Consider the following 26,734-nt stretch of genomic DNA (forward strand, 5'->3'; position numbering starts at 1 on the left):
GGTTGAGGGGAACGGGTGTCGGAGGAAACGGGGACCGAACGGACCGAGGAGTTCGCGCAGTTGCTGCGGGAGCTCAAGGACCGTTCGGGGCTGAGTTACGGGACGCTCGCCAAGCGTCTGCACATGAGTACGTCGACGCTGCACCGCTACTGCAACGGCACCGCGGTGCCGGTCGAGTACGCCCCGGTGGAGCGCCTCGCGAGGGTCTGCCGGGCCACACCGCAGGAGTTGGTGGAGCTGCACCGGCGCTGGATCCTGGCGGACGCGGCACGTGGACGCAAAGCGGATCAGGGCGCGACGCGGGAGCCCGCCCAGGAAGCCGGTTCGGACGGTACGGCGGAACCCGGACAGGGCGAGGCCGGGGGCGAGAACGGTGAGCCGGTCGTCATCCATACGGCGGCCGCCGCCGCGCCGCCCCGTCGTCCCCCGTGGCTCCGTCGTCGCCGTACCGCGCTGATCGCCGCCGTCGCGGTGGTCGCCGCGCTGGGTGCCGTCACGTATGCCCTGCGCCCGACGACCGTCCGCGCCGGGGACACCACGACGCCGACGGTCACCGGCACCCTGGACGTCGGCGAGCCCGCGAAGCCCTCCACCACCCCGTCCCCGAGCGGAAGCGGACACAAGCCGTCCGCATCGGCCTCGGCCTCCCCCACCGGGACGGCCGCTTCGGGGGACTCCGGATCCGGCGCCTCGACGGGCGACGGCAAGCAGGGCGCGAACCGGCCCGCCACCGCCGTCCCCCTCGCCGTCGCCATCCGCCCCTACGTCTACGAGGACCCGTGCAGCCAGCACTTCCTCGTCGACAGCGACCCCGAGCAGGTCGGCCCGCCGGCGACCGAGGAGAACGCGCCGCGCTGGTCCGCCGCCTACGGGGCGGTCGCCTCCGGCGAGCAGCGGGTCGCGCTCACCGTCCAGGGCACCGGCGAGGACACCGTCGTGCTGAACTCCCTGCACGTCCGCGTCCTCACCAAGGGCGCGCCGCTCGCCTGGAACGACTACTCGATGGGTGTCGGCTGCGGCGGCGGTGTCGGCACCAAGTCGTTCGACGTCGACCTGGACGACGGCAGTCCCACCGTCACCGTCAAGAACGGCCAGCGCGACTTCCCGTACAAGGTCAGCGAGTCCGACCCGGAGGTCTTCTACGTCAGCGCCCACACCAAGGCGCACGACGTCCGCTGGGACCTCAGCCTGGACTGGTCCAGCGGCGACCGCAGCGGCACCGTCCATCTCGACAACGCCGGCAGGCCGTTCCGCACCAGCGCCGATGCGGGCCGCCCGGGCTACGACTATCCGCTGGGCAGCAGCGAGTGGATCGAGCGGGTGGGCGGCTGATCCGGGCGTACGCGGCGGTTCAGAGCAGTTCGGGCTGCGGCTGCGGCTGTCGCACCGGCGCGGTCGCCGGTTCCCACCGGGCGACGGTGCGGACATAGCCGTAGATCACCGAGGCCATCGCCAGCAGGACAAGGGGTCCGGCCAGCCAGGGGTATTCGGCCATGCGCACCGGCAGGAAGCGATACGACACCAGGAGCGCGACGAAGACCGTCGCGCCGTAGGCGGTCAGCCGGAGCCCGGACCGGTCCCAGCCGCGGTCGAACGAGCGCAGTCCCGCCTCGATGGTGAGGGTGAACACCACGCCGGCGACGAGGTCCACGCCGTAGTGGTAGCCGAAGCCCAGCGTGGCGCTGAGGGTGGCGATCAGCCAGAAGGTGCCCGCGTAGCGCAGGAGGCGTGGGCCCGTGCGGGAATGGATGAAGATCGCGGTGGCCCAGGCCGTGTGCAGGCTGGGCATGCAGTTGCGGGGGGTGATCTCGTCGAAGGGTATGGAGTGAGGGGCGGATATCGGCGGCGCTGTCCGCGGCCACAGGTTCGCCACCGCCCAGTGCCCGTCGCTCGGTATCTGCGGCGACCACAGTGCGATCGACGCCCAGTGGTCGGTGCCGGTGCCGTAGGCGAAGACCGGGCCGACCACCGGGAAGATCATGTAGATGGCCGGTCCGAGCAGGCCGATCAGCAGGAAGGTGCGCACCAGGTGGTGGCGTGGGAAGCGGCGCTCCGCCGCCACGTTGCGCAGTTGGTACAGCGCGACGACCACGGCGGCCACCGCGAGCTGGCCGTAGATGGTGTCGAGGAAGTTGAAGCCGATCGCTCCGGTGGCCGTGACGATCCGGCCCATGATCCACGACGGGTTGCCCAGGGCGTGGTCGGCCATCGCCAGATACGGGTCCAGCACCTGCGGCCGGCTCTTCGCGGTGATGAGGAGCCAGGTGTCACCGGTCTTGCGGCCGGCCACCAGCAGCAGGCCCAGCCCGACGCCCTTCAGCAGCAGGACGCGCTCCGGGCCGGTGCGGCGGGTGACGGCGACGACCGCGCAGCCCAGGAGCACCCACAGCGCACCGTTGCCGAAGGGGTGGCCGTGGGTCACCTTGACGTCGAAGATCCACCGGACCACCGCGAAGGCGAGGTCGATGCCGACCGCGGCACCGGTCACGATGAACCGTTGCCGCCAGGTGAGCACCACCATCATCAACGCCAGGCCGGCGTACAGCATCGGGCCTGATTTGGGCGGGCCCAACAGCTCTCGCGCCTGGGTGGTGAGCGGTCCCGGCACCCCGTAGTGACGCGCGGTGAGCTCCAGCGCGATGAAGAACCCGAGGGCCACGACAGCCGCCACGGCCCAGAGTCTCGCCCGCGCATCAATCCGCGGTGGCATATGTATCAATTTCGGCCAATTTCACTAGATGCTCGTCAGAAAACCGCCCGCCCGACTGAGGAAGAGGCAAGGATCGCGGTCCGGGTTCCTGTGTCCCCCCTGAGAAGCCCGGCTCACCGAAGATGCAGGGTATGGCATGACGCCAACAATCGAACAGCAGGCGGCAGCGGTCCGATCGGTCGCCCTGCTCGCGCGGGATCTGCGGACCGGCCGCAGTACGGGGCGACCGGCGGAGGGGTGGCGTCGGGACGAGTGGCGCCGAGCCCTCGCCAGGATGCGAGCCGGCCTCGAGGGCGGTGGAGTCGGTCTCCTGTCGGGGCTGCGCTCACCCGGGGCGCCGCATCAGGTGCCCGGCCTCCGGGTGGCGTTCTCGTCAGGAGATGGCACGGAGTCCGCCGTGGGCCGGACGGCGTAGGTCGTCGACGCTCTGGGCCGTCGCCTCGTCCGCGGGGAGGAGCACGACCAACTGCTGTGCGTCCGCGGCGAGTTCGAGCGTCTCGCGGACCAGCCGGAGTTCGCGTCCGGAGGGATGGTGGAGCCGGAGATCCCCGCGCTGCGGAACGACGTGCTGGTTCAGGCGCCGGGTGAGGTCGGGGCCGGCGAGGGGTGCGAGTTCCGCCGTGAACCATTCGTAGGTGTCCAGGGACGGGCCGAGCCACAGGTCGAAGGCCCGCTCGTCCGCGACGTCGTCCCAGTCGGGGAAGAACGACCGGGCACGGGGGTCGGTGAAGACGTACCGGGTGAGGTTCGGGGTGTCGGAGTCGAACAGTCCGGTCCCGTTCGTCACCGCCTCGAACGCGCTGGTGTGGGCGAGGACGTCGCCCATCCGGTTGGTCACCAGCGCGATACCCGGCTCCAGGAGGCGCAGCGTCCGCCGGACGGAGGGCCGTACCTGGCGCGGCGGCGGGGCGGGCCGGGTGTGGGCGACGCACTCACCGCCGCTGATCTTCGTGAGATAGCGCAGGTGGTTGCGCTCGGCGGGGCCGAGGCTGAGCGCGTCGGCCAGCGCGTTGACCACCGCGATCGAGGGGTTGCGGTCGCGGCCCTGCTCGATCCGGGTCAGGTATTCGACGCTGATGCCGGCCCGGGCGGCGAGGTCTACTCGCCGCAGCCCCGGTGACCGGCGGCGGCCGCGGTCGGGCAGGCCCAGATCCGCCGGCTGGGTGCTGTCCCGCTTGGCACGGATGAAATCCCCCAGAGGTGTCCCCATGGCCCGAGCATAGGACGGCCCCCGCCGCCCGCCGAGAGCTCAGGGTGGCCCTCCGGGGGCCAGCCTGAACCCGGTCTGGCTGCGGCCTCGGCGGGATCCGATCGTGGTGGGCATGGAAAACGACAAGCACAAGCTGGTGGTCATCGTCGGAAGCGTCCGGGAGGGACGGTTCGGACCGGTCGTGGCCTCATGGGTGGCCGAACAGGCCGCGGCGCACGGTGGTTTCGAGGTGGAGGTCGTCGATCTGGCCGGGATCGACGTTCCGTTGTCACTGCCCGCGGTGTCGCCGAAGTACGCCGGGGACGACTACCCGCGGCCGACCGGGATGGAGTCGCTGACGTCGGCTCTGGCGGACGCCGACGCGTTCATCGTGGTCACGCCGGAGTACAACCACAGTTACCCCGCGTCCCTGAAGGCCGCGATCGACTGGCACTTCACCCAGTGGACGGCCAAGCCCGTCGCCTTCGTCAGCTACGGCGGCGCGGCGGGCGGGCGGCACGCCGTGCTGCACCTGGAGAACGTCCTGACCGAACTGCACGCGGTGACCATCCGCGACGGTCTCGCCTTCCCCAACTACTTCACCGCCTGGCAGGACGGCCGCCCCCTCGACCCCGAGGCCGCGGGTTACGCCAAGACCCTCCTGGAGCAACTGTCCTGGTGGGCAGGCGCCCTGCGCACAGCACGCGAGACCACTCCCTACCCGGCCTGAGCAAGCCGTCGAGGACGCACGTCCGGCTCGACGACCCCGGCACGCCGACCAGCCGGAGGCCCCGGGGCGGCGGCCCGGGCAGCCGCCCCCCGCTCAGCGCGCAAGGCCACTCCCTACTCGACGCGAGCAGGCGGCAAGGGCGCACGTCCCGCTCGACGGCCCCGGACCGGCCCGCCACCGCATCCCCCCTCCCGGTGCGCCCCCGGCGGGCACGCACCGGCGGGCACGGAGGACGCGGAGGACGCGGAGGACACAGGGAGGCACCCGGGAGCACCCCCGCGAAAGATGCGTTGTGGATCACCCCACGTGTCGCGGCCGCTCCCCGGGATCTTCAGCGGACCGCAAAAGTCTGCCGCGGCCGCGTCACATTTGCGGGCACGCCGCCGTTAGGGTTGTGACCACCTGGGGACCGTTTCGGTGCCGAGCCCGCCGGGGCCCCTGGAAGCGCCCCCGAAACGAAGGTGCCATGCCCGCCGAGACCTCTCCCGTCGGCCATCTCGATGACGACGACTACCCCGCCTACACGATGGGGCGGGCCGCCGAGATCCTCGGCATCACGCCCGCCTTCCTCCGGGCCGTCGGCGAAGCGGAGCTGATCACGCCACTGCGCTCGGAGGGCGGTCACCGCCGGTACTCCAAGGGCCAGTTGCGTATCGCCGCCCGGGCCCGTGAACTCGTCGACCAGGGCACCCCCGTCGAGGCGGCCTGCCGCATCATCACCCTGGAGGACCGGCTCGCCGAGGCCCTCCGCCTGAACGAGGCGATGAGTCGGCGACCGGACAAATAACTGTCGCGGCCGTAACAGATTCACGTGCGGGGCGCGGCGAAGTTTTCAGCCCGGTCGCCACCAGAATTCGGGGCGACGTAGATCCGCCCACCTACCGTGTGTTACCGTGATAAAAGTTGCAGTTTTGGTTTCCGGAGAATTTCTATGAAGTTCCCCGGCGTCTTTCCGGTCTTCCGGAGGGGAGTCCATCGCGGCGACTCGGGGTCCGTACAGTGCGGGTCCCGGCACTGCCCCCTAGGGAGATTCAATATGGCATCTGGCACCGTGAAGTGGTTCAACGCGGAAAAGGGCTTCGGCTTCATCGAGCAGGACGGCGGCGGCGCCGACGTGTTCGCGCACTACTCGAACATCGCCACCTCCGGCTTCCGCGAGCTTCAGGAAGGCCAGAAGGTTACCTTCGACGTCACGCAGGGCCAGAAGGGCCCGCAGGCCGAGAACATCGTTCCCGCCTGACGCTGACGCGTATCTTCACGGCTGGGGCCCGCACTCTTGGGGTGCGGGCCCTGTCCCATTGTCCCGAAGAATCTGATTTTCTTCGTTTCTCCCCGGCTCTTTCTTGCGAATTCTCGTGCGGTTTCGCCGCGCCCCGGAGGAATTCCTCGACACGTGCCGCACGCATCGAGGAAGGTTCCCCTCCCATGAACCGCACCCGCCGCACCGGGAACAACGGGAACAACACGTCCCGTTTCCGCTCCTCCCGTGGAGCGAGCCACCAGCGCTCGCGCCCGGCCGCCGCACCCGGCGGTGAGTTCACCCTCCCCACCACCGTCACCGAGGCGCTGCCCGCGGTGGAGGCGTTCGCCGATCTCGACCTGCCCGAGCGTCTGCAGGCCGCGCTTCGCGCCGAGGGCGTGACCACTCCCTTCCCGATCCAGGCGGCGACCCTGCCGAACTCCCTGGCCGGCCGTGACGTCCTGGGCCGTGGCCGCACCGGCTCGGGCAAGACGCTCGCCTTCGGTCTGCCCCTGCTCGCCCGCCTGGACGGCCGGCGCGCCGAGCCCCGGCATCCGCTCGCCCTGGTCCTCGTACCGACCCGCGAACTGGCCCAGCAGGTCACCGACGCGCTCACGCCCTACGCGCGGGCGCTGCGCCTGCGCGCGGCGACCGTCGTCGGCGGCATGTCGATCGGCCGGCAGGCGTCCGCGCTGCGGGCCGGCGCCGAGGTCCTCGTGGCGACCCCCGGCCGGCTCAAGGACCTCATCGAGCGCGGCGACTGCAGCCTGAGCCAGGTGACGATGACCGTCCTGGACGAGGCCGACCAGATGACCGACATGGGGTTCATGCCTCAGGTCACCTACCTGCTCGACCAGGTCCGTCCCGACGGCCAGCGGATGCTGTTCTCGGCCACGCTCGACCGCAACATCGACCTGCTGGTGCGCCGCTATCTGCACGACCCGGTGGTCCACTCGGTCGACCCCTCCTCGGGCACCGTCACCACCATGGAGCACCATCTCCTGCACGTCCGCGACGACGACAAGCACGCCACCGCCACCGAGATCGCCGCCCGCGACGGCCGCGTGATCATGTTCCTGGACACCAAGCACGCGGCGGAGCGGCTGGCCAAGCACCTGCTGTCGGTGGGTGTGCGGGCCTCGGCGCTGCACGGCGGCAAGTCCCAGCCGCAGCGCACCCGGACCCTCGGCCAGTTCAAGGACGGCCAGGTGACGGTCCTGGTGGCCACCAACGTCGCGGCCCGCGGGATCCACGTCGACGACGTCGACCTCGTCGTCAACTTCGACCCGCCCGGCGACCACAAGGACTACCTGCACCGCGGCGGCCGTACGGCCCGTGCCGGCGAGTCCGGCACGGTCGTCACCCTGGTCCTGCCGCACCAGCGGCGCGCGGTGGACCGTCTGATGTCCGACGCCGGCGTCTCCGCGCAGACCACCCGGGTCCGCCCGGGCGAGGCCGAGCTGAACCGCATCACCGGTGCCCGCACTCCCTCCGGCGTGCCCGTCACCCTCCCCGTCCCGGCCGCCGCCGAGCAGCCCAAGCGGTCCGGGGCCGCCGGGCGGAGCCGGAGCGGGCGGCCCTCGCGGGGCAGCCGCCGCCGCTCCACCCCCACCAGCCGCTAGCCGTACGACCCACGGACGGGGTCCGGTGGCCGCGCCACCGGCGTCCCCGTCGAGAAGGAGACGAACAGGGCCGCACCCTGGCCGTTCTCACCGTCACGTCCCGACCGCTCCCCGTGGAGGCACCATGCGCATCGTCATCGCACGTTTTCCCTTCGACCTGACCATGAGCGAGGTCGAGAGGTCGATGGAGGGCGTCCAGCCCGAACCCGCCACCGGCACGTGTGTGACCGTCGGCCGCCACGTCTACCCGGTCAAGCAGGTCGGCCAGGTGATCACCCGTCAGGACCGCCGCGACTTCACCGCCAACGAGGTGAGCAGGGCCCTGACCCGGCTCGGCTTCACCTGCCACGAGGTCCAGCCGCCCCGCCCGGAGGCCTTCAACGACCCGTCGGCGTCCCTCCCCTGGGCCGACACCCCGCTGGGCTGACCCGCCGGTCACCACGGCCGTAGCCGCGGAGTCTGCCGGAGCAGGAGTACGACCCGGCCCCGGCGCACGATCAACGGGGCTCGCCGGCAGGCCTGGACCAGCGCACTCCTTGTGCCGAGATCACTCCGTTCCGTATCCCGGCCCCGCCACCCCGTGCAAGACTGCGGCACCGCACGGCAGAGCCGCCGTGCGCCTCCTGCCCTCGCGTGCCTTCTGTCATCGCTTGAGCCGGGAGCTGCGCGGCGGGACGCTGGGGGCATGGACAGCAGGGGCAGCACACCCGGAGGCACCGTGGACGGACGCGTACCCGAGGACCTGGCGGTCGTCGTCGACGCGGGCGGGACGGTCACGGTGTGGAGCGCCGGGGCGCGCCAACTGCTCGGATACGAGGCCGAAGAGGTCGTAGGACGTCCTGCGGCCGGACTGCTCGCGGCCGACCTGCCCGAGTCCGGGCGGCGCCATGTGGCCGTGGGCCGGCGCTGGGCCACCGAGGTGGCACTGCGGCACCGCGACGGCGGCCGTGTCGTCGTACGGCTGATGGGGACACCGCTCGCGGACGGCGACGGCGGGCGGCCGTGGCTGGTGACCCCCGCGGCCCCGGAGCATGTGGCCGGGCCCGTCGAAGCGGACGCGGAGACCCTGTGGGACCTCACGCTCGCGCAGCTGCCCGTGCCGGTGGCGGTGTACGACCGTGAGGCCCGGCTGGTGTCGGCCAACGAGGTCATGACCCAGGTGATGGGCCGCAGCGTGGCCGAGATGCGCGGTCTGACCCTGTGGGAGATGGAGCCGAACCCGCCCTTCGACGAGTACGACCGCCTCCAGCGGCAGGTCCTGCGCACCGGCGAGCCGGTCTTCCACGAGAACTTCGGACAGGCCCCCGGCGAGGTCCGCAACCACGCCTGGTCGATGTTCCTCTCTCCGCTGAAGGACGAGAGCGGGGCGGTGCGGGGCGTGTCCGCGGCCGTCTTCGACACCACGGAGCAGTACTGGGCCCGCCGTCGCCTCGCCATCCTCAACGACGCCAGCCTCCGCATCGGCAGCACCCTCGACGTGGCCCGGACCGCCGACGAGCTGGCCGAGGTGGCGGTGACGGGCTTCGCGGACTTCGTCACGGTGGACCTGCTGGAGTCGGTGGCACTCGGTGAGGAACCGGAACCGGTGCCGCCGAACCAGCCGGTCACCCTGCGCCGTACGGCCCAGCGGTCGGTCCTCGCCGGCTGCCCCGAGTCGGTGGTCCCGACCGGCGCGACGACGTTCTACCCGGTGGACACACCCCCGATGCGGGCCCTGATCGCCGGCCGCGGCACCCTGACGGCGGCCGGGGACCCCGGGATGCAGCAGTGGATCGAGTCCTCCCGGGGCCGCGCCGAGTCCGTGACCAGGTACATGATCCACTCGGTGATGATGGTGCCGCTGCGCGCCCGTGGGGTCACCCTGGGCCTGGTGCACTTCCTGCGGCACCGTACGGCGGAGTCCTTCAGCGAGGACGACCTGCTGCTCGCGGAGGAGATCGTCGCGAGGGCGGCGGTGAGCGTGGACAACGCCCGCCGCTACACCCACGAACGCCGCACCGCGCTCACCCTCCAGCGCAGCCTCCTCCCCGACCGCCCGCCGGACCTGGCGGCCATGCAGGTGGCGTACCGCTATCTCCCGGCGGGCTCCGGCGCGGACGTCGGCGGGGACTGGTTCGACGTCATCCCGCTGTCCGGCGCCCGGGTCGCCCTGGTCGTGGGCGACGTGGTGGGCCACGGCATCCACGCCTCGGCGACGATGGGCCGTCTGCGGACGGCCGTACGGACACTCGCGGACGTGGACCTCGCCCCCGACGAGCTCCTCACCCAGCTCGACGACCTGGTCGTCAGGCTCGACCGGGAGGAAGGGCCGCAGGCCGGCGGGCGGGCTGAGGCCCCGACGCCGGGCGAGGTGGGGGCCACCTGCCTGTACGCGGTCTACGATCCGGTTTCCCGACGCTGCACGATGGCCCGCGCCGGCCATCCGCCACCGGCCGTGGTCACCCCCGACGGCGAGGTCCGCTTCCTGGACCTCCCCACCGGCCCCCCGCTCGGCCTGGGCGGCCTGCCGTTCGAGTCCGTCGAGGTGGAGCTGGCGGAGGGCAGCCTGCTCGCCCTCTACACCGACGGCCTGGTCGAGGCGGCCGACCGTGACATCGAGGTCGGCCTGAACCTGCTGCGCGGGGCGCTCGCCGACAAGGCGGGCCCCCTGGAGGAGACCTGCGACCGGGTCCTGCGGACGGTCCTGCCGGCCCGTCCCGCCGACGACATCGTGCTGATGCTGGCCCGCACATCGGCCCTGGACACCGGGAAGGTCCGCACCTGGGAGCTCCCGCGCGACCCGGCGGCGGTGGCGCGGGCACGGAAGTCGGCGAGCGAGCAGGTGACGGCGTGGGGGCTGGACGACGCGGCCTTCGCGACGGAACTGATCGTCAGCGAGCTGGTCACCAACGCCGTCCGCTACGGCGACGACCCGGTCGTCCTCCGGCTGATCCGGGACTCGGCGCTGATCTGCGAGGTGTCCGACGGCAGCAGTACGGCTCCGCATCTGCGGCGGGCGCGGGTGTTCGACGAGGGTGGGCGGGGGCTGCTGCTGGTCGCGCAGATGGCGGAGCGGTGGGGGAGCCGTCAGACGGCCACGGGGAAGACGATCTGGGCGGAGCTGGGGTTACCGGTCGATTAGGTTCCCCGGGTTGCCCGATGTGCACGGGACGGCAAATGGAACGGTGAATTCACCCGCCTGTGCGACGATGCGCCCGTGAACGCACCCTCCAGCCCTTCCTCAGGCAGACCCCCCACGGCGTCGGCCCCCAAGTTCCCTGGTTTCGCGGCGGAGTTCAAGGACGCCGTGACGCTCAGGGCCTTCGGTCTGGTCCTCGGCGGCCTGCTGGTCCAACTGGCCTTCGTCGTCTCGTACGTAGGCGCCTTCCACTCCCCCACCCCCCAGCGGATCCCCGTGGCCGTGGTGGCCCCCGAACAGGCGTCCGCGAAGATCGTCGCCCAGCTGAACGCCCTGGACGGCGACCCGGTGAAGGCGACGGCGGCTTCCAGTACGGCTGTTGCCCGCGAGTGGGTCCTGACCCGCCGGACGGACGCGGCCTTCCTCTTCAACGCGACGGGCACCAACGACACCCTGCTCGTCGCGTCGGCGGGTGGCCCGTCGGTCTCCCAGACGGCGACCCAGATCGCCCAGAAGATCGAGGCGTCGGAGAAACGCCGGATCACCGTGACGGACATCCGCTCCCCCAACTCCGGTGACGGCCGCGGCATGACGTCCTTCTACCTGGTTCTGGGCTGGGTGATCGGCGGCTACCTCACCGCGACGATCATGGGCATGGCGTCCGGCTCCCGCCCGGCGAACCGCCACCGCACCCTGATCCGCCTGGCGGCCCTGATCCCGTACGCGGTCGTGTCGGGCGTGGCCGGAGCGGTGATCGTGGGCCCGGTGTTCGACGCCCTGGGCGGCCACTTCTGGGCCCTGAGCGCGATCGGAGCCCTCACGGTCATGGCCGCGGCGGCGACGGCGCTGGGGTTGCAGACCCTGCTGGGCCTGCTGGGCACGGGCCTGGTCATCCTGCTGTTCGTGGTCCTCGGCAACCCGAGCTCGGGCGGCGTCTACCCGGCCCCGCTGCTCCCCGCCTTCTGGAGCGCGATCGGCCAGGCACTGCCGCCGGGGGCGGGGACGACGCTGGTCCGCAACACGGTGTACTTCTCCGGGCATGCGACGAGTTCGGCGCTGTGGGTGCTGGGGGCGTACGCGGTGGGCGGAGCGGTGTTGGCGTGGGGTGCGTCCTGGTGGCGGGAAGGCCGAGCGACCGACTCGGCGACGGAGGCGTCGGTGGCTGTCTGACGGGGCGGCAGGACACCTGCCTACGCCGGGTTGAACACCTCACGAAGTCTGGCTACACCTCGTCCGTGGCGAACAGTTCGAGGTGTCCGCACTTGGGGCAGCGGAAGGCCGCTATCTGCCGTCGGGGGCGCCCCATCCGCTTGGCGCCCCCGAAGATCCCCCGCTCCAACGCGCCCTCGATCCAACGCGCGTACCCGCGCGAGTGCTCGCCGGCGTCCTCGATGAAACCGTCCGTCAGACCGACGGTGCCGCAGTGGGTGCACGTGTAGTTGTTCATCCCGCGAGTGTAGGAAACGGTGCCCTACGTCACCGCCAGTGCCGGGGCCGGCGCCGGCGCCCTCCCCACCCGCGCCCTCCGCAGGAACGGCCTCTCGATGGCGTAGTACGACAGCAGCGCCATCAGCAGCGTCAGCACCACCGTCGCCGCCAGCCGTCCCTCCTGCACGCCGAGAGAGGCCAGCAGCCGTACGACCGGGTAGTGCCAGAGATAGATGCCGTAACTCAGGTTGCGGCCCACCCAGGCCAGCGGGGTCAGCGCCAGCAGGCGGGACATACGGGCCTCGGGGCGCAGTTCGAGCGCCGTGACCAGGGTGGCGGACAGGGCCGCCACGGCGAGGAAGCCGACCGTGTACCACGCGGCCGTCCAGGCGCCGAGGTCCTCCGTCACCGGTACCTGCCAGGCGACCAGCCCCAGCAGGGCGAGCGCCGGCCACGCGAGGCGGCCGGACCAGGTGCGCAGGAGGGCCAGGCGGGGGTCGTCGGACCGCAGGCGTGCCAGGGCCACGGCGACCAGGGCGCCGGCCAGCAGCTGGTCGGCGCGGGTGTCGGTGCCGTTGTAGATGCGGTGGGCCGCTTCCGGGTTCCACAGGACGCACCGCCACAGCAGCGGCAGCACGCACAGGGCCGCCGTGCACAGGAGGACCGTACGGGCGCGAAACCGTCGTAGGACAAAGAGCAGGACGAGCGGCCACAGCAGGTAGAACTGCTCCTCCACGCCCAGCGACCAGGTGTGCGCGAGCGGGCTGGTGAGGTCGGAGTACGGCCCGGACTCCATGGCCCGTACGACGTTGGTGAGGAAGGCGGCCGACAGGCCCGCGGCCTGGAGCGAGCCGTCGAATCCCCACAGCGAGGTCGTCGACGCCAGCAGCGCGCAGACCGCGCACAGGGCCAGCAGCGCGGGGACGAGCCGCAGCCACCGGCGCCGGTAGAAGGACATGAGGGAGATGCGGCCGCGGCGGACGTACTCGGCGAGCAGCAGGCGGGTGATGACGAAGCCGCTGATGGTGAAGAAGACGTCCACGGCGACCGCGCCGCCCGGCAGCACATCGGGCTCCACGTGGTGGACGATGACCAGCGCGACGGCGAGGGTACGCAGTCCGTCCAGTCCGCTCACCCGGCCGGTGCGGGACACCGCGGACGGAAAACCCCGGCTCGCACGGGGTGCGACCGGGGCTGGGGGTCTGCGGACGCCGACCGCCGTATCCGCTCCTTCCTGCTCCGTTTCCGCCGCGGCCGTCGAGTCCGGTGCCTTCGCCATGAAAGAGATCTCTTCTCACCTGCCCGCTGAATCGAGTAATCCCGGTGCGCCTAACCGGAAATCGCGCTCGCATGCCTCTCTGGGCGTGGACTGTGAGGAAAGGTGACGTGTTCATGACAAGAGCGGTCGATCGCCGACAAGGCCCATGCCCCCTAGCCAGCGCGTACGGCGCGGGCCAGGGAGGCGGCCCGACCCAGAAGCGCTTCCAAACGAGCTAGGCCGCCTCGGGTCGCGGGAAGTCCTCGTCCTCGTCCTCCCCGAAGTCCGGGGCCTGGAACGGGTTCGTGGTGGGAGGCGGCAGAGCCACGGGGGTGCGCTGGGGCTGCCCTTCCGGAGCGGAGAACAGCGAGGTCAGATCGATGAGAGGGGGTCCTTTCTCCTACAGCTTGGTCATCTTGGAGTACGGACTCAGGATCCGCATCTGCGACGAGCCGAAATCCACGAGCACGGCGATTCCGTCCTCGACGCCGATCACCCGGCCGAGGCCGTACATGTCGTGGGTGACCTGGTCGCCGACGGCGAAGTGCTTGGGCGCGGGGGCGACCGGGGCTTTGAAGGGACTGGTGGGCAAATGACGCTTCGGTGCAGCAGGCTTTGTCATCCTCCTCAGTATGCGCCTACGGCGGCCCCGCCCGCTCCGTCTGTCCAGGTCCCGATTCGAACACGGACGGGCTACGGACCGTGTAGCGCGTCGCAACCCCCGCTCCGGCCGATCAAGAAATCGGTAAGAACCCCCTGCCCACCTACAACTTTCGCTCCGGCCGCGTCGTCCAACTCGCGCCCGGTACCGGAGCACCGCGCCGGGGTCCTTTTGTCCCATGTGGGGTATGTCATGAGTTTTGTTCGTGCCGGGGTCGTGGGGGCGCTGGTCGTCGCCGGGCTCGGGAGTGGGGTCGCGTTCGCCGACGACGCGGCGCAGAGCGACGGGCTGGAGATCCAGGCGCCGTACGAGCAGGCGGTCGTCGTCGCGCCCGGTGACGGCGGTGCGGCGCAGTACCGGTCGATGGCGCTCGGGCTTCAGCACTACAACAGCGCCTTCACCGTGACCGACGGGCGGCTGACCGTCGACGCCTCCGGGCTCGCCGGGGTCGCCGAGATCGCCTGGCCCGGCAACTGCGTGCCGGACGACGCCGGTACCGTCGCCGTGTGCGACACCGGTGACGTGCCGATCCGCTACAGCCCGCAGCTGCAGCTGAAGGTGCGGGCCGTGGCCGGCGCCGCCGTGGGCGCGCAGGGCGCGATCGAGTACTCCGCCACGGCCACCGGCGGCCCCGACGGCACCCTGACCGCCCCGGAGTACTCCGCTGAGACCTTCGTCACTGTCGGCTCCGGACCCGACCTCGGCGTCACCGCCCCGCAGGACGTCACCGGCGTCGCGCCCGGCACCGACCTCACCGTGCCGTTCTCCGTCACCAACACCGGCAACGAGACCGCCCACGGCTTCACAGTGAAGCTGTGGGCGACGTACGGACTCGACGTCAGCACCCGCTACCCGCAGTGCACCTCCACCGGCCCGGACGACGCCGACAACCAGTACCCGGCCATGACGTACGTGACCTGCTCCTTCGACACCGACGTCGCGCCCGGCGCCGGCGTGGAGCTGCCCGAGCCGCTGCGGCTCGCCGTCACCGACCACGCGCTGTACGAGCGGTTCGACTACGAGGTCGAGCCCGGCGGTGACGTCTCCGACCTCGACACCTCGGACAACGGCCGCGCCTGGCACATCGACGCCGACAACACCGCCGACTTCGCCGTGCACGGCACCGAGGTGAGCGGCGCGCAGGGCGACACCGTCGACGCCGGTTTCCGCTTCGTCAACCGGGGCCCGGCCTGGGTCGCCGACGTCGCCTCGGGAGACCCGGTCCCCGCGATCGACTACTACCTCCCGCCGGGCACCACCGCCACGTCCGTGCCCAGCACCTGCCGGACCGCCCGGTCCTCCGCCGACGACCCGGCCGTCCCCCACTACGTGTGCACCCTGCCGACCTGGACCAAGCCCGACCTGAAGGTCGGCTTCCCGTTCCGGCTGCGCGTCGACCAGGTCGTCCCCGACGCCACGGGCCGGGTCGTCGTCCGTCCCTACGACGGCAGCGCGTCCTTCGCCTTCGACCCGAGGACCAGGAACAACTCGGCGAAGGTGGTCGTCAACCCGTCCGCCTGACGGCGGTGAGGGGGCGGGTCCGCGGCCGCCCCCTCATCCCCGTACGTTCCCCATCTCCGCCATGAATCCCGTCGGGTTGCTGTCGAACCCCCGGATCAGCTCCTGGAGACGCCACGCGCCGGACGCGTCCCTGGTGAACTCCGCGATGGTCGCGGCCGTGGCGTCCGCGACGCCCGCGAAGTCGTCGGCCAGCAGCCGGCGGTAGTTCTCGACGACGAGCACCCCGGCGTGGGAGAGGTCGCCGAAGGTGCGGGGGCCGCCGGTCTGGTGGATGGCGACGCCGACCACCACCCGCCCGTAGGCGGACGACAGGCGCTCGAACTCCAGCTCCATCACCTCGACGAACCCGAGGCCGAGGCCGGTCTCGCTGTGCCGGGTCATGGTGATGGTGCCGTCCGGCGAGCGGCTCTCGGTGTGCACGACGTACTCCGGCCGCCCGTACGGGTCGTCCACCGCGTAGGTCGCGGCGACGATGTCGAGATGCCGGGCCGGTTCCCCGTAGGGGCTCGGGTCCCACTTGAGCCGCACCTGGACCTTGCCAAGACCCACACCGTCGGCATGCATCAAGCCGCTCCCCGTCAGAGTTCCCCCGGGACCCTCCCGCTTGCTGAAGTATGTGCTCCGAGCAGCCTCTTGATACCTCCTTGACGGTTATCTCCTGGTCAGATCTCCTCCAGGAGGCCGTCAGCCGGCCGCCGCCCCCGACCTGCGCCAGAGGTCGGTCGTCTCCTCGGCGGCGCCGGGCGCCACGAGCAGCAACGGCTGGTTGTGGGCGGGAAGTTCGGGCAGTGCCACCGCTCCCGCCTCCTGGGCGATCAGCAGCGCGGGGAGTCCGTCGACCGCGTGGAAGGAGCCGATCGCGGCCGCGGTCGCCCGGCCCGCAGCGACCTGCGCGAGGGAGAGGGCCGTGGAGCCCATCACGCGCACCGTGCAGTGCCGGTCGGCGAGTTCGGCGAGCAGGACGTCCATGCCGGGCCAATGGGCGTGCGCCGCCCACTCGGTGAGGAAGACATGACCGGTGAGGGTGGTGTGGGCGGCCGCGTGGACCCGGGTGCCGTTCAGATACGCCCCCCTGCCGCGGACCCCGGTGAACGTCTCGCCGCGCCACGGGTCCGCCACCACGCCGAGCAGCGGGGTCCCGTCGGCTGCGGCCAGGCCCAGCGAGAAGGAGCACCAGCCCAGTCCGTGGGCGTAGTTGGTGGTGCCGTCGACCGGGTCGATGACCCAGTGCGGGGCACCGGCGGCGCCCTCCGACGTGCCGTACTCCTCGCCGACGATCCCGTGGTCCGGGAAGGCCCGCCCGAGTACCTCTCGGGTGTGCCTCTCCACCGCCTCGTCGGTGGCGGTCACGATGTCCGCGGGGCCGTCCTTCTCCCGCACCTCGGCACCCGGGTCGCGCGGGCGCCGGATCGCCTGCGACGCCCATGCGGCGAGTTCCGTCGCGACCTCCAGGGCCCTGTCGAGATCCACGTCAGCCATGCCGGCCACCCTACGGGGACGGGGCCCGGCGACCGGCGACCTTCCGGTGAACCCCGGACGGCCACTGCCCCACCGTCCTGTCCCGCCGCGATGTCCCGCCCCTCACCCCGCCTCCTCCCCGCTCACCGACGGCTGCAACGGCAATGCGGTGCTCACCTCGAAGCCGCCCTCGGGCCGCGGCCCCGCCCGGAGTTCGCCGCCGATGGAGTGGGCGCGTTCGCGCATGCCCATGACGCCGAAGCCCTTCACGGGCTCGGGTGCGGCCGCGGTGGGCGGGCCCTCGTCGGTGACCGTGATGAGCAGGCGGGTGCCGGAGTAGACGAAGCGGACGTGCGCGGTCTGGGTGGCCGCGTGCTTGGTGACATTGGTGAGCGCCTCCTGGACGATCCGGAAGGCCGTCAGGTCCACGCCCGGCGACAGGGGCTGCGGCTCCCCCTCGGTGGCGACGGTGACGGTGATGCCCGCGGAGGCGCACGAGGAGACCAGTTCGGGCAGCCGGGCGAGGCCGGGGGCCGGTTCCGGCGGTGCGGAGCCCTCGTCGTCGGTCTGCCGCAGCAGGCCCAGCGTGGCCTTGAGCTCACGCAGCGCGGAGGAGGTCGTGCCGGTGAGGTCGTGGAGGATCTGCTGGGTCTGCGGCGGGTTGACCAGCGCGAGGTGCTCGGCGGTACCGGCCTGGGCGTTGGCGAGGGCCAGGTGGTGGGCGACGACGTCGTGCAACTCCCGGGCGATCCGCATGCGTTCCTCGGTGACCCGGAGCCGCGCCTCCTCCTCCCGGGTGCGTTCGGCGTGCTCGGCGCGGGCCTGCGTGGCCTCGAGATAGGCCCGCCGCAGCCGGGTCATGGTGCCGGCCGCCAGCGGCAGCAGCAGCCAGAAGAACGGGCCGATCGTGCGGAGCAGCAGCGACAGGTGGTCCATGGAGTCGGACACGGCCGCCGCGATCGTCAGCGCCGCCATGGTGGCGATGCCGTAGGAGCGGATGGTCTCCCGTTCGGTGCGGGTGGCCAGCCAGTACAGGGACGCCATGACCGGGGCGAGGAGGAGGGGGGTGAGCAGATAGCCCTGTGCGATCACGATGGCGGCGCAGACCGCGTTCACCACGACGGTGACGCGCGGGTGGCTGCGGTGCAGGAACAGGGCGAGGCAGGAGACCCCCAGGAGGAGGACGGCGGTCTTGTCGTCGCCCGGCGTCTCGGCGTTGGGCAGGGTGAGCGAGGCTCCGAGGGTCGCGGAGCCCATCAGTACCGCGATCAGCGCCAGGTCGACGAGGAACGGATGGCGGTCCGCGAACTCCTCCAGGCGGTCCGTGTAGCGCCGCTCCGGGCTGGTGGTCATCGGGTTCTCCGGTGGGTGGTCTCAGGGACCCATCGTGAGGGAACGGGGCCGCCCGTGCCGCACGACACGGGCGGCCCCTGGTGAGGGGTGGGAGTCAGACGCGTGCGGCCTCCTGGTCGGCGGGGGCGGGCTCGGGGTGGGCGGCGCCCCTGGTGAGCGCCTCGCCCTCCACGTCCACCCTGGGCAGGATCCGGTCCAGCCACGTCGGCAGCCACCAGGCCTTGTCGCCGAGCAGGGCGAGCACGGCCGGCACGATGGCCATCCGGACCACGAAGGCGTCGAGCAGGACGGCGGAGGCGAGGCCGAAGCCGATCATCTTGATCATGGAGTCGCTCTCGCCGACGAACCCGGCGAAGACCGCGATCATGATCAGCGCGGCGGCCACGACCACCCGGGCGCTGTGCCGGAATCCGGAGGTGACGGCCTGGTGGGACGTCTCTCCGTGGACGTACGCCTCACGCATCCGCGAGAGGAGGAACACCTCGTAGTCCATGGCGAGGCCGAAGACGATACCCACCAGGAAGATCGGCATCAGGCTCATGATCGGGCCCGTGGTCTCCACGCCCAGCAGTCCGGCGCCGTGCCCCTCCTGGAAGACCACGACGACCGCGCCGAGGGAGGCCAGGACGGAGAGCAGGAAGCCGAGAGCCGCCTTCAGCGGGACGAGCAGGGACCGGAAGACCACCAGCAGCAGCACGATCGCGAGGCCCACCACGACGATCAGATACGGCACCAGCGCGGACTGCACCTTCTCGGAGATGTCGATGTTCAGCGCGGTGGTGCCGGTGACCTCGTAGGTCGCGCCGGTCTCGGACTCGATGTCGGGGCGCTCGCCGCGGATGGCCGTGACGAGGTCCTTGGTCTTCTCGTCGGTCGGCGCGGTGGACGGCACGACCGAGAAGACGGCGGTGTCGCCGGCCTCGTTGAAGCGTGCCGGGGAGACGGACACGACCCCCTTCGTCGCGCCGATGTCCTTCGAGATCGCCGCCGCGGCCGCCTGCGCGTCGTCGTCGCCCCGCGCGTCCACCACGACGGTCAGCGGACCGTTGAAGCCCGGCCCGAAGCCCTCGGCGAGCGCGTCGTAGGCCCGGCGCTCGGTGGTGGAGGTCGGCTTGGCCTCGTCGCCGGGCATGCCCAGCTGGAGGGAGGTCATCGGGAGGGCGAGGGCGCCGAGGCCGACCACGCCGAGGATCAGCACGGGCAGCGGGCGGCGCAGGACGAACCGGGCCCAGCGGGTGCCACCGTTGTCCTTGGCCTCTTCCCCGGTACGGGCCCGCCCGCGGTCCCTGCGGCGCAGCACCGCGTTCGGCCAGAAGCCGAGGAACGCCGGGACCAGGGTCAGCGCGATCAGTACGGCGACGACGACCGCGCCCGCCGCGGCCAGGCCCATCTTGGTGAGCATCGGGATGCCGACCACCGCGAGCCCGGCGAGGGCGATGACGACGGTGAGACCCGCGAAGACGACCGCGGAACCGGCCGTACCGACCGCGAGGGCCGTCGCCTCCTGGGGTGCCCTGCCGTTGGCGCGTTCCTCCCGGTACCGGGAGACGACGAACAGGGCGTAGTCGATGCCGACGGCGAGCCCCAGCATCATCGCCAGGGTGCCGGTGGTGGTGGACAGGCCGAGGGCGTCGGAGAGGGCGAGGATCGCGGCCATGCTGACGCCGACGCCGATGAGCGCGGTCAGCAGCGGCAGTCCGGCGGCGGCCAGTGAGCCGAAGGTGACGAGGAGGACGACCGCGGCGATCGCGACACCGATCACCTCGGCCGTACCGCCCGCGCCACCGCCGTCGGCCATGGCGGAGCCGCCCGCGTCAACGGTCAGCCCGGTGTCCCGGGCCTCCTCGAGGGCGTGCTCCAGCTGTTCCTTGCTCGCGTCGGTGAGGTCGTCGGCGGCGACCTTGTAGGTGACGGTCGCGTACGCCGTCGTGCCGTCCTTGCTCACGGCCTTCGCCACGAACGGGTTCACGGCGCTCGCGACCTGGGAGCCGTCGGCCAGGTCGGCGACGGTGTCCTCGACGGCCTTCTTGTGGTCGGCGGCGGTGACCTTCTGACCGTTCGGCGCGACGAAGACGACCCGCGCGGTCGCGCCGTCGGCGGTGGCCCCCGGGAAGCGCTCTTCCATCAGGTCGAACGCCTTCTGGGACTCGATGCCGGGCATCGAGAACCCCTCGTCGGCGGCGCCGGGCGCCTTCACTGCTCCCAGCCCGACGGCCGCCAGGACGGCCGCCCAGACCAGGGCGACGTACCAGCGTCGCCGGAAGGCCAGGCGGCCCACGCGATAAAGGAAAGTAGCCACGGCGGGGGATCTCCACATCTGGTGCCGAACGGTCCACCCAGACTGGCCGGACGAGACCCGCCGAGTCGTCGTGCGCCTGCCGACAATCCCCGCTACTGAGAACGCAGTACGCGGCCGCCCCCGCGTCCACCTCCGGGACTACCGCCTTTTCCGTTCCCTCACGGCCCGGCGGGAACCGGAACGCGTGTTCCTCTGTGTGTTCTCTGTGAGACCACCAGTTCTTTGAGGCTTGACCAGCCCAAGGGGGAACAGAACCAGTGAAGTTCAGACGACTCAGACTCGCCGGAGCCGCGGCGAGCGCGCTCGCCGTGGCCTGCACCGGGCCGCAGGTGTGGGCCTCCGAACAGCACGAGACCGCCCCGGTACCGACCCTGACCTGGTCGGACTGCCAGGGCGGTTTCGAGTGCGCCGACGCCCGTGTGCCCCTGGACTACCGGGAACCGCAGGGCAGGACCATCACCCTGGCCGTCATACGCAAGAAGGCCGCCGACCCCTCGAAGCGCAAGGGCACGCTGTTCCTGCAGCCCGGCGGCCCCGGCAACTCCGGCGTGGACTTCGTGCGCGGCAACTACGACGACCTGCCGGCCGCACTGCGCGAGGACTTCGACGTCTTCGGGTACGACGTGCGCGGGGTGGGCCGCAGCTCCCAGGTGGTGTGCTGGGACGACGCGACGTACACGAAGGCCGTCACCGCCGCCAAGGGCGTCCCGGGCCCCGCCGCCTACAAGCCCGCCGTCCAGCAGGCCGCCGACTTCGACCAGGCCTGCCAGGACAACGCGGGCGACCTGCTGCCGTACGTCGGCACCCAGTACGTCGCCCGGGACATCGACCTCCTGCGGCAGGCGCTCGGCGAGGACCAACTCACGTACTACGGACGCTCGTTCGGCTCCTACATCGGTACGGTCTACGCCGCGATGTTCCCGGACCGGGTCCGCGCGCTCGCCCTCGACGGGGCCTACGACCCGGAGCACTACACCAACCGGCCCTACGCCTACGACCGGCCGCAATACCTCGCCCTGGACGGCGCGATGGGCCGCTTCCTGGACTGGTGCAAGGCCGACCAGGCGACCTGCGGTTTCGGCGACGGCGATCCGTGGGCCGCGTTCCAGAAGCTCAAGGCGGACCTGGACGCCAACCCGGTGCCCACCGCCAACGGGGGCCAGGCCAACGGCTACACCCTCGTCTACCGGCTGATGTTCAACATCAACGAGGGCAAGGTCATCTGGCCCTCCTTCGGCGAGGCCCTGCGCAAGGCGCAGCAGCGCGACAACACGTCGTTCCTGCTGCGGCCGCCGTCCCCGGCGAGCTACGACTTCCTCAACCCGAACGTCGTCGTCGAGTGCGTCGACAAGAAGTACCCGACCGACCGGGCCCTCCTGAGGAACCAGGTCACCACCAACGCCAAGCTGGCCCCGCTGCTGGGCCCGGCCATGGCCTACGGCCCGCCGACCTACGACCACCAGCACGCCACGGCCTGCGTGCAGTGGAAGGGCGAGCACGTCAGCCGCTACGGCGGTTCCTTCCGCGCGAAGGGCTCCGCACCGATCCTCGTCATCGGCAACACCGGTGACCCGGACACCCCGTACCAGGACGCGGTGGCCCTCTCCCGTGAGCTCGACAACGGCCGTCTGCTCACCTTCAGGGCCGAGGGGCACACCGCCTTCGGCCGCAGCGCCTGCGCGTCGGACGCGATCACCGGCTACCTGGTGGACCTGAAGGTCCCGGCCCGCGGCGCGAGTTGCGCGGACGAGACCCAACCGCCGTCGTCCACCCCGACGGTGGCTCCGCCCGGTACGACGCTCACGGAACTCCGCAACGGCGTGAGCGACCGGGTCGACCACATCGGCTCGCTGCGATAACAGCGTGAGGGCCCGGGCCTCGGGGGGAGGCCCCGGGCCCTCACCCGTCACGGCAAGCGGGTTAGTACAGCGCGATCCTCGGCTGCACGGTGCCCCGGGCGTCGGGGTCGACGACCGTGATCCGGTAGACCTGGGTGAGGGTCTCGCCGGCGTGGAGCGTGCGCTGAGCGGTCGTCAGGTCGGTGAAGAGCGTGCCGGTCTGGCTCGCGGTCTCCACCGGCCGCCAGCAGCCGTGCGCGGTGCGCTGCTCGACCAGGACGTCCGACGGGGTGAGGAAGGGGCCCGCGTCCGGCGACTCCACCAGGAGCTGGGGGGCGACGGTCCGGTCCGCCGAGGAGTCGTTGCGGTAGGTGACGGTGACCTCGTGCCGCTCGCCGTCGGCCCCGAGGGCCGTGGTGGGCAGGTCCACGAAGTCGACGGGTACGGCGGACTGCTGGGCCGGGGCGGCCGCGGCAGGCTTGGCCGGGGCGGCCGCGGCGGCGGGACCGGCGGCTGCCAGACCCGCGAGGGCCACGGCGACGGAAACGAATGCGATCTTGAGACGCCTGGTGCTCTTCGACACGTTCACTGTTCCTCGTGTTGCGTGGGGGGTTTCAGGAGTTACCCGTAGAGGAGACCTCAACGAGGAGTAATACGTTGCCTGGATCTCGTGGACATTCCGTGGATACCGCCCGGTAGCCCACCTCGAACTCCCGTTGCCGTCATGGCGGACTGATAACTTCCGCGTCACCGGCCTGGGGGAACGTCGTTGCCGGTACCTGACCTTCACAAATGAATCCAGGCGGAATTCCTTGCGCACCACTCGTGAATATCCAGGAGGAAGGCACCGCTGGGTGCCGAAAAGCCGACGCGGGAGAATACTCGCGGCTTCGGGCATGTCCGTACTGGCATTGGCCCTCGTCGCCCCTCTCGCCTCCGCGGCCCTGACCAGCCCCTCCGACCCGACCACCCCGACACCGGGGGACCGTGTCACCGACACCTCCCAACTGCCGTCCGGCTGGCAGAAGTCCGGCGACCGGATCGTCACCTACGACGGTGACGGCACCGGACTGCACGTCCTGGTCGCCGACGCGGCCGACGCCTACACGTGGCACACCGCGGCCACCCTGTCCGAGCCGGGCATCGACACCGACCAGTGGATCGGCCAGACCTGTGTGACCGGGTCCGGCGACCGTGCCGTCGTGGTCTACGCGCCCCGGCAGGCCGTCAACGACCAACAGGGCTTCCAGCAGGGAGCGTTCGCGGCCGTGGTCGATCTGGCCGACGGCACCGTGACCAAGCTGCCCGAGCTGGTCTCCCTCGCCTACTTCAACCCCGGCTGCGGCGACGGCGAACAGGCCGTCCTCACCCGCCCCGAGGGCGACGGCACGCAACTGCTCACCGTCGACGCCCGGAAGGGAGAGCTGGTCCGGCAGCAGACCGTCGCCGGTCAGCTCACCTCCGCCGTGCCCTTCGGGAACAAGATCGCGGCCGCCCGGGGCGACTCCGTGGTCTCGGTGGACGCCAAGGGTGCGACCAGCACCCTGGCCAGGACGGACGGCACGCCGTTCCGGCTGGTGCCGGACGCACACAGCGGGCTCGCCTACCAGGTCCCGGCCGGGAAGAAGGTGCAGGTCCGCCGGGTCACCTCGGCGGGCTCCGACAGGCTCCTCGGCTCCGGCGCGCTCGGCGCCCTCGCGGTGCACGGCAACGGCGGCCGGGTCTTCGTGACCGGCAAGGACGCCGAGGACGCCGTGTCGGCCCTGCCGAAGAGCTGGCAGACGCTGGACGTGCCGGCCTCCGCCGAGGTCTCCACCACCGGCGACCTCGCGCTGACCTCCGTCGGCAACGGCACCGAGGCGGCCGGCGGCAGGAAGGCCGCCGCGGACATCGCCCAGGCGGTCGGCATCGACGCGGTGCTGCCCGGCTCCGACACCAGCGTCGGCTTCCGTGTGAAGCCCAGGGTGCCGAAGGGGACTCAGGGCGACGAGCAGTCCCCGGCGCTGACGGACGGGATCCACACCAACAGCATCACCCCCGGCGACGACGACCCGTCGACCTCCACCACCGACCCCGACCGCGCCTGCGCCGTCACCCGCAACGACCCGAAGCTCCAGTCGCTCCAGCCCTCGACCGCGCAGGCCGAGTGGGCGACGGACCTCGCCGTGCAGGGCAAGCTCGACGTGCGGCGCCGCAGCGGCTGGAACGGCAGCGAACTCCCCTCGTACACCCCGCAGGGCCTGTTCCCGTCCACCGCGCTCAAGGGCGGCGGCCGGGTGCCCGCGCAGATCATGCTCGGGGTGCTCTCCCAGGAGTCCAACCTGCTCCAGGCCAGTTCCCGGGCGGCCGCGGGTGAGAGCAGCAACTTCATCCAGGGCGGCTACTACGGCAACGCCGGCAGCGTCCACACCGTCAACTGGGCTGCCGCCGACTGCGGTTACGGCATCTCCCAGGTGACCAGCGGCATGGCCACGGCGGACACCACCTACACCGCCGAGCAGCAGCAGGCGATCACCGTGGACTACGCGGCCAACATCGCCGCGGGGCTCCAGATCCTCCAGGACAAGTGGAACCAGCTGTACGACAAGGGTCTGCTCGTCAACGGCGGCGACCCGCAGTACCTGGAGAACTGGTGGCTCGCGCTGTGGGCCTACAACAGCGGCTTCAACCTGCCCAGTTCGACCGACGCCACCGCCCCCTGGGGCCTGGGCTGGTTCAACAACCCGGCCAACGGCCTCTACCCGGCCGACCGGAAGATGTTCCTGTCGTCCGGCTACGACGACGCCCGCAACCCCAACCTGTGGTCGTACCCGGAGCGGGTGCTCGGCTGGGCGGCCTACTCCCAGCAGAAGACCGACCCGGCGACCGGGGCGACCGTCAGGGCGTTCACCGTCGGCGACTGGCCCACCGGCAACGCGCCCGACGCCCAGCCGCCGCACGACACGTTCTGCAAGCCCACGCTCAACGACTGCGACATCACCAAGCCGCGCAAGGTCGAGGGGTCGACCCAGCCCGAGGGGCCCTGCCAGCGGGACGACTTCAAGTGCTGGTGGAACCAGCCGGTGAGCTGGACGGACTGCACGGCCACCTGCGGCACCGAGGTGCTGAAGTACCAGGCGACCGACCCCGAGCCGACGGTCGCGGCCCCGCACCCGGCGGCCTGCGCGTCCACGCTCCCGGCGAACGCGCTGATCGTGGACGACGTGCCGAACACGGTGAAGTTCCGGGTAGGTGGCGCCAACCCCTGTGCGGGCGAGAAGAACTGGACCAGCCGGGGGACGCTGAAGTTCACCTTCGGGTCGGCGCAGCAGAACGGCGCGACCGTCTATCCCTCGAAGATCGACTTCCATCAGCTGGGCGCGGGCTTCGGCGGGCACTTCTGGCTCACCCACACCCGGGTGCCGAGCTATACCGACTCGGTCGTCACCGGCACCTGGACGCCGGACCGGAAGATCGGCGGCTGGGCGGAGGTCATGGTGCACCTGCCCGACCACGAGGCCAACACCCCGTCGGCGACGTATCGCATCGACGTCGGTGACGGCACGGTCGTGGAGAAGACGATCTCCCAGGACACCGGCGGCAAGAACACCTGGGTCTCCCTGGGCTCCTACGAGTTCAAGGGCACCCCGAGCGTGTCACTGACCTCGGCCACGGCGGACGGCACCGGCGACGCCTCGATCGCCTGGGACGCGCTGGCATTCGTCCCGACGGACACGCCGTCCCCGTCCCCGTCCGCACAGAAGTAACCCCGCGGGAGCGGACTCCGCAGCGCCCGCCGTCGGTCGACCTGACCGGTGGCGGGCGCTGCGGCGTGTACGGCGGATCGGTCGGGGGCCGACGGGCGACACCGGCCACCTCACGAAGGGGCCGAGGCGGCACCGGCCGACGGCAGCTCCACGGCCACAGACCGACGGACGACACCGGTCAACGGTCGATCCGCGAACACGCGCTGCCGACGGCACCAGCCAGCCGACGAAGGGGCCGAGGCGGCACCGGACAGCGGCCAACCCGCGGACACGGGTCAGCCGACGACACCGGCCAACCCACGAACGAGCCGGGGCAGCACCAGCCGGTGGCCGACCCACGGACACACATCGACAGACGACACCGGCCGGCCGACGAACAGGCCATCCGACCTCACCGGTCAACGGCCGACTCACGAACCAAGGCCGGCCGACGGCACCGGTCAACCCACGAACGGGCCGAGGCGGCACCCGCCAGCGGCCGACCCGCGAGCACGCACCGGCCAGGTCACCCCACGTCACCGCTCGACCGATGAGGTCGCGGCCGTACCCGACCTGGCTGATCG

General features: G+C 71.6%; 21 protein-coding genes. 11 read left to right on the plus strand and 10 right to left on the minus strand.

What is annotated here, in order from left to right; genetic code table 11:
- Nucleotides 1–15: 15 nt before the first annotated feature.
- Nucleotides 16–1,332 carry a helix-turn-helix domain-containing protein gene (locus OG841_RS22500; protein WP_371566679.1) on the plus strand — a complete coding sequence of 439 codons (1,317 nt, stop codon included), beginning with the start codon at nucleotides 16–18 and terminating at the stop codon, nucleotides 1,330–1,332.
- Between the two features lie 19 nt (nucleotides 1,333–1,351).
- On the opposite strand, the gene OG841_RS22505 is transcribed toward OG841_RS22500, so the two are convergent.
- Both OG841_RS22505 and OG841_RS22510 read right to left on the minus strand, forming a co-directional pair.
- Nucleotides 1,352–2,671 carry a phosphatase PAP2 family protein gene (locus tag OG841_RS22505; protein WP_365116684.1) on the minus strand — a complete coding sequence of 440 codons (1,320 nt, stop codon included), beginning with the start codon at nucleotides 2,669–2,671 and terminating at the stop codon, nucleotides 1,352–1,354.
- 412 nt (nucleotides 2,672–3,083) lie between these two features.
- Nucleotides 3,084–3,920: a helix-turn-helix domain-containing protein gene (locus OG841_RS22510; RefSeq protein ID WP_371566681.1), complete on the minus strand. Its 837-nt coding sequence runs from the start codon at nucleotides 3,918–3,920 to the stop codon at nucleotides 3,084–3,086.
- Between the two features lie 112 nt (nucleotides 3,921–4,032).
- On the opposite strand from OG841_RS22510, the gene OG841_RS22515 reads away from it, so the two are divergent.
- The 7 genes from OG841_RS22515 to OG841_RS22545 all read left to right on the plus strand — a co-directional run bounded on the left by OG841_RS22515 (nucleotide 4,033) and on the right by OG841_RS22545 (nucleotide 11,779).
- The gene (locus OG841_RS22515; RefSeq protein WP_328639858.1) at nucleotides 4,033–4,629 is read left to right on the plus strand and encodes an NADPH-dependent FMN reductase; all 597 of its coding nucleotides are present in this window, start codon (nucleotides 4,033–4,035) and stop codon (nucleotides 4,627–4,629) included.
- A 466-nt stretch (nucleotides 4,630–5,095) separates the two neighbouring features.
- Nucleotides 5,096–5,416 (plus strand): MerR family transcriptional regulator, encoded by a 321-nt coding sequence (locus OG841_RS22520; RefSeq protein ID WP_328639857.1) that lies wholly within the window; start codon nucleotides 5,096–5,098, stop codon nucleotides 5,414–5,416.
- Nucleotides 5,417–5,665: 249 nt separating this feature from the next.
- Nucleotides 5,666–5,869: a cold-shock protein gene (locus tag OG841_RS22525; protein WP_007383480.1), complete on the plus strand. Its 204-nt coding sequence runs from the start codon at nucleotides 5,666–5,668 to the stop codon at nucleotides 5,867–5,869.
- Nucleotides 5,870–6,054: 185 nt separating this feature from the next.
- Nucleotides 6,055–7,491 carry a DEAD/DEAH box helicase gene (locus OG841_RS22530; protein WP_328639856.1) on the plus strand — a complete coding sequence of 479 codons (1,437 nt, stop codon included), beginning with the start codon at nucleotides 6,055–6,057 and terminating at the stop codon, nucleotides 7,489–7,491.
- 124 nt (nucleotides 7,492–7,615) lie between these two features.
- Nucleotides 7,616–7,918: an SCO5918 family protein gene (locus OG841_RS22535; RefSeq protein WP_069759392.1), complete on the plus strand. Its 303-nt coding sequence runs from the start codon at nucleotides 7,616–7,618 to the stop codon at nucleotides 7,916–7,918.
- 258 nt (nucleotides 7,919–8,176) lie between these two features.
- Nucleotides 8,177–10,612 (plus strand): SpoIIE family protein phosphatase, encoded by a 2,436-nt coding sequence (locus OG841_RS22540; RefSeq protein ID WP_365116673.1) that lies wholly within the window; start codon nucleotides 8,177–8,179, stop codon nucleotides 10,610–10,612.
- A 75-nt stretch (nucleotides 10,613–10,687) separates the two neighbouring features.
- Complete coding sequence (locus OG841_RS22545) at nucleotides 10,688–11,779, plus strand: DUF3533 domain-containing protein (protein WP_328639854.1); 1,092 nt, start codon at nucleotides 10,688–10,690, stop codon at nucleotides 11,777–11,779.
- Nucleotides 11,780–11,831: 52 nt separating this feature from the next.
- Here OG841_RS22545 and OG841_RS22550 read toward each other — a convergent pair whose 3' ends face one another.
- The 3 genes from OG841_RS22550 to OG841_RS22560 all read right to left on the minus strand — a co-directional run bounded on the left by OG841_RS22550 (nucleotide 11,832) and on the right by OG841_RS22560 (nucleotide 13,917).
- Nucleotides 11,832–12,056: a hypothetical protein gene (locus tag OG841_RS22550; RefSeq protein WP_328639853.1), complete on the minus strand. Its 225-nt coding sequence runs from the start codon at nucleotides 12,054–12,056 to the stop codon at nucleotides 11,832–11,834.
- A 24-nt stretch (nucleotides 12,057–12,080) separates the two neighbouring features.
- On the minus strand, nucleotides 12,081–13,316 hold the full coding sequence (locus OG841_RS22555; RefSeq protein WP_371566687.1) for an acyltransferase family protein: 1,236 nt from the start codon (nucleotides 13,314–13,316) through the stop codon (nucleotides 12,081–12,083).
- A 379-nt stretch (nucleotides 13,317–13,695) separates the two neighbouring features.
- On the minus strand, nucleotides 13,696–13,917 hold the full coding sequence (locus tag OG841_RS22560) for a hypothetical protein (protein ID WP_037706913.1): 222 nt from the start codon (nucleotides 13,915–13,917) through the stop codon (nucleotides 13,696–13,698).
- A 231-nt stretch (nucleotides 13,918–14,148) separates the two neighbouring features.
- Here OG841_RS22560 and OG841_RS22565 point away from each other — a divergent pair, with 231 nt between their 5' ends.
- The gene (locus OG841_RS22565) at nucleotides 14,149–15,477 is read left to right on the plus strand and encodes a hypothetical protein (RefSeq protein WP_328639851.1); all 1,329 of its coding nucleotides are present in this window, start codon (nucleotides 14,149–14,151) and stop codon (nucleotides 15,475–15,477) included.
- 33 nt (nucleotides 15,478–15,510) lie between these two features.
- On the opposite strand, the gene OG841_RS22570 is transcribed toward OG841_RS22565, so the two are convergent.
- The 4 genes from OG841_RS22570 to OG841_RS22585 all read right to left on the minus strand — a co-directional run bounded on the left by OG841_RS22570 (nucleotide 15,511) and on the right by OG841_RS22585 (nucleotide 20,587).
- Nucleotides 15,511–16,041, minus strand: a complete 531-nt coding sequence (locus OG841_RS22570) for a TerD family protein (protein ID WP_328639850.1) — start codon at nucleotides 16,039–16,041, stop codon at nucleotides 15,511–15,513.
- A gap of 120 nt (nucleotides 16,042–16,161) precedes the next feature.
- On the minus strand, nucleotides 16,162–16,965 hold the full coding sequence (locus OG841_RS22575; RefSeq protein ID WP_371566690.1) for an inositol monophosphatase family protein: 804 nt from the start codon (nucleotides 16,963–16,965) through the stop codon (nucleotides 16,162–16,164).
- Between the two features lie 93 nt (nucleotides 16,966–17,058).
- Nucleotides 17,059–18,288, minus strand: coding sequence for a sensor histidine kinase (locus tag OG841_RS22580; protein ID WP_328639848.1), 1,230 nt, complete (start codon nucleotides 18,286–18,288; stop codon nucleotides 17,059–17,061).
- Nucleotides 18,289–18,382: 94 nt separating this feature from the next.
- The gene (locus tag OG841_RS22585; RefSeq protein ID WP_371566692.1) at nucleotides 18,383–20,587 is read right to left on the minus strand and encodes an MMPL family transporter; all 2,205 of its coding nucleotides are present in this window, start codon (nucleotides 20,585–20,587) and stop codon (nucleotides 18,383–18,385) included.
- Between the two features lie 257 nt (nucleotides 20,588–20,844).
- Here OG841_RS22585 and OG841_RS22590 point away from each other — a divergent pair, with 257 nt between their 5' ends.
- Nucleotides 20,845–22,446 (plus strand): alpha/beta hydrolase, encoded by a 1,602-nt coding sequence (locus tag OG841_RS22590; protein ID WP_371566693.1) that lies wholly within the window; start codon nucleotides 20,845–20,847, stop codon nucleotides 22,444–22,446.
- 61 nt (nucleotides 22,447–22,507) lie between these two features.
- Here OG841_RS22590 and OG841_RS22595 read toward each other — a convergent pair whose 3' ends face one another.
- Nucleotides 22,508–23,008 carry a signal peptide protein gene (locus tag OG841_RS22595; RefSeq protein WP_328639845.1) on the minus strand — a complete coding sequence of 167 codons (501 nt, stop codon included), beginning with the start codon at nucleotides 23,006–23,008 and terminating at the stop codon, nucleotides 22,508–22,510.
- 313 nt (nucleotides 23,009–23,321) lie between these two features.
- On the opposite strand from OG841_RS22595, the gene OG841_RS22600 reads away from it, so the two are divergent.
- Nucleotides 23,322–26,171, plus strand: a complete 2,850-nt coding sequence (locus OG841_RS22600; protein ID WP_371566695.1) for a golvesin C-terminal-like domain-containing protein — start codon at nucleotides 23,322–23,324, stop codon at nucleotides 26,169–26,171.
- The last annotated feature ends 563 nt before the right edge of the window (nucleotides 26,172–26,734 follow it).

Source organism: Streptomyces canus (assembly GCF_041435015.1).
In the GTDB taxonomy this organism is placed as follows: domain Bacteria; phylum Actinomycetota; class Actinomycetes; order Streptomycetales; family Streptomycetaceae; genus Streptomyces; species Streptomyces canus_G.

Bases quoted from the DNA above. Each gene is read 5' to 3' on its own strand.
- OG841_RS22510 (WP_371566681.1), bottom strand. From the start codon at position 3,920: ATGGGGACACCTCTGGGGGATTTCATCCGTGCCAAGCGGGACAGCACC.
- OG841_RS22515 (WP_328639858.1), top strand. From the start codon at position 4,033: ATGGAAAACGACAAGCACAAGCTGGTGGTCATCGTCGGAAGCGTCCGG.
- OG841_RS22520 (WP_328639857.1), top strand. From the start codon at position 5,096: ATGCCCGCCGAGACCTCTCCCGTCGGCCATCTCGATGACGACGACTAC.
- OG841_RS22525 (WP_007383480.1), top strand. From the start codon at position 5,666: ATGGCATCTGGCACCGTGAAGTGGTTCAACGCGGAAAAGGGCTTCGGC.
- OG841_RS22530 (WP_328639856.1), top strand. From the start codon at position 6,055: ATGAACCGCACCCGCCGCACCGGGAACAACGGGAACAACACGTCCCGT.
- OG841_RS22535 (WP_069759392.1), top strand. From the start codon at position 7,616: ATGCGCATCGTCATCGCACGTTTTCCCTTCGACCTGACCATGAGCGAG.
- OG841_RS22540 (WP_365116673.1), top strand. From the start codon at position 8,177: ATGGACAGCAGGGGCAGCACACCCGGAGGCACCGTGGACGGACGCGTA.
- OG841_RS22550 (WP_328639853.1), bottom strand. From the start codon at position 12,056: ATGAACAACTACACGTGCACCCACTGCGGCACCGTCGGTCTGACGGAC.
- OG841_RS22555 (WP_371566687.1), bottom strand. From the start codon at position 13,316: ATGGCGAAGGCACCGGACTCGACGGCCGCGGCGGAAACGGAGCAGGAA.
- OG841_RS22560 (WP_037706913.1), bottom strand. From the start codon at position 13,917: ATGACAAAGCCTGCTGCACCGAAGCGTCATTTGCCCACCAGTCCCTTC.
- OG841_RS22565 (WP_328639851.1), top strand. From the start codon at position 14,149: ATGAGTTTTGTTCGTGCCGGGGTCGTGGGGGCGCTGGTCGTCGCCGGG.
- OG841_RS22570 (WP_328639850.1), bottom strand. From the start codon at position 16,041: ATGCATGCCGACGGTGTGGGTCTTGGCAAGGTCCAGGTGCGGCTCAAG.
- OG841_RS22580 (WP_328639848.1), bottom strand. From the start codon at position 18,288: ATGACCACCAGCCCGGAGCGGCGCTACACGGACCGCCTGGAGGAGTTC.
- OG841_RS22600 (WP_371566695.1), top strand. From the start codon at position 23,322: ATGTCCGTACTGGCATTGGCCCTCGTCGCCCCTCTCGCCTCCGCGGCC.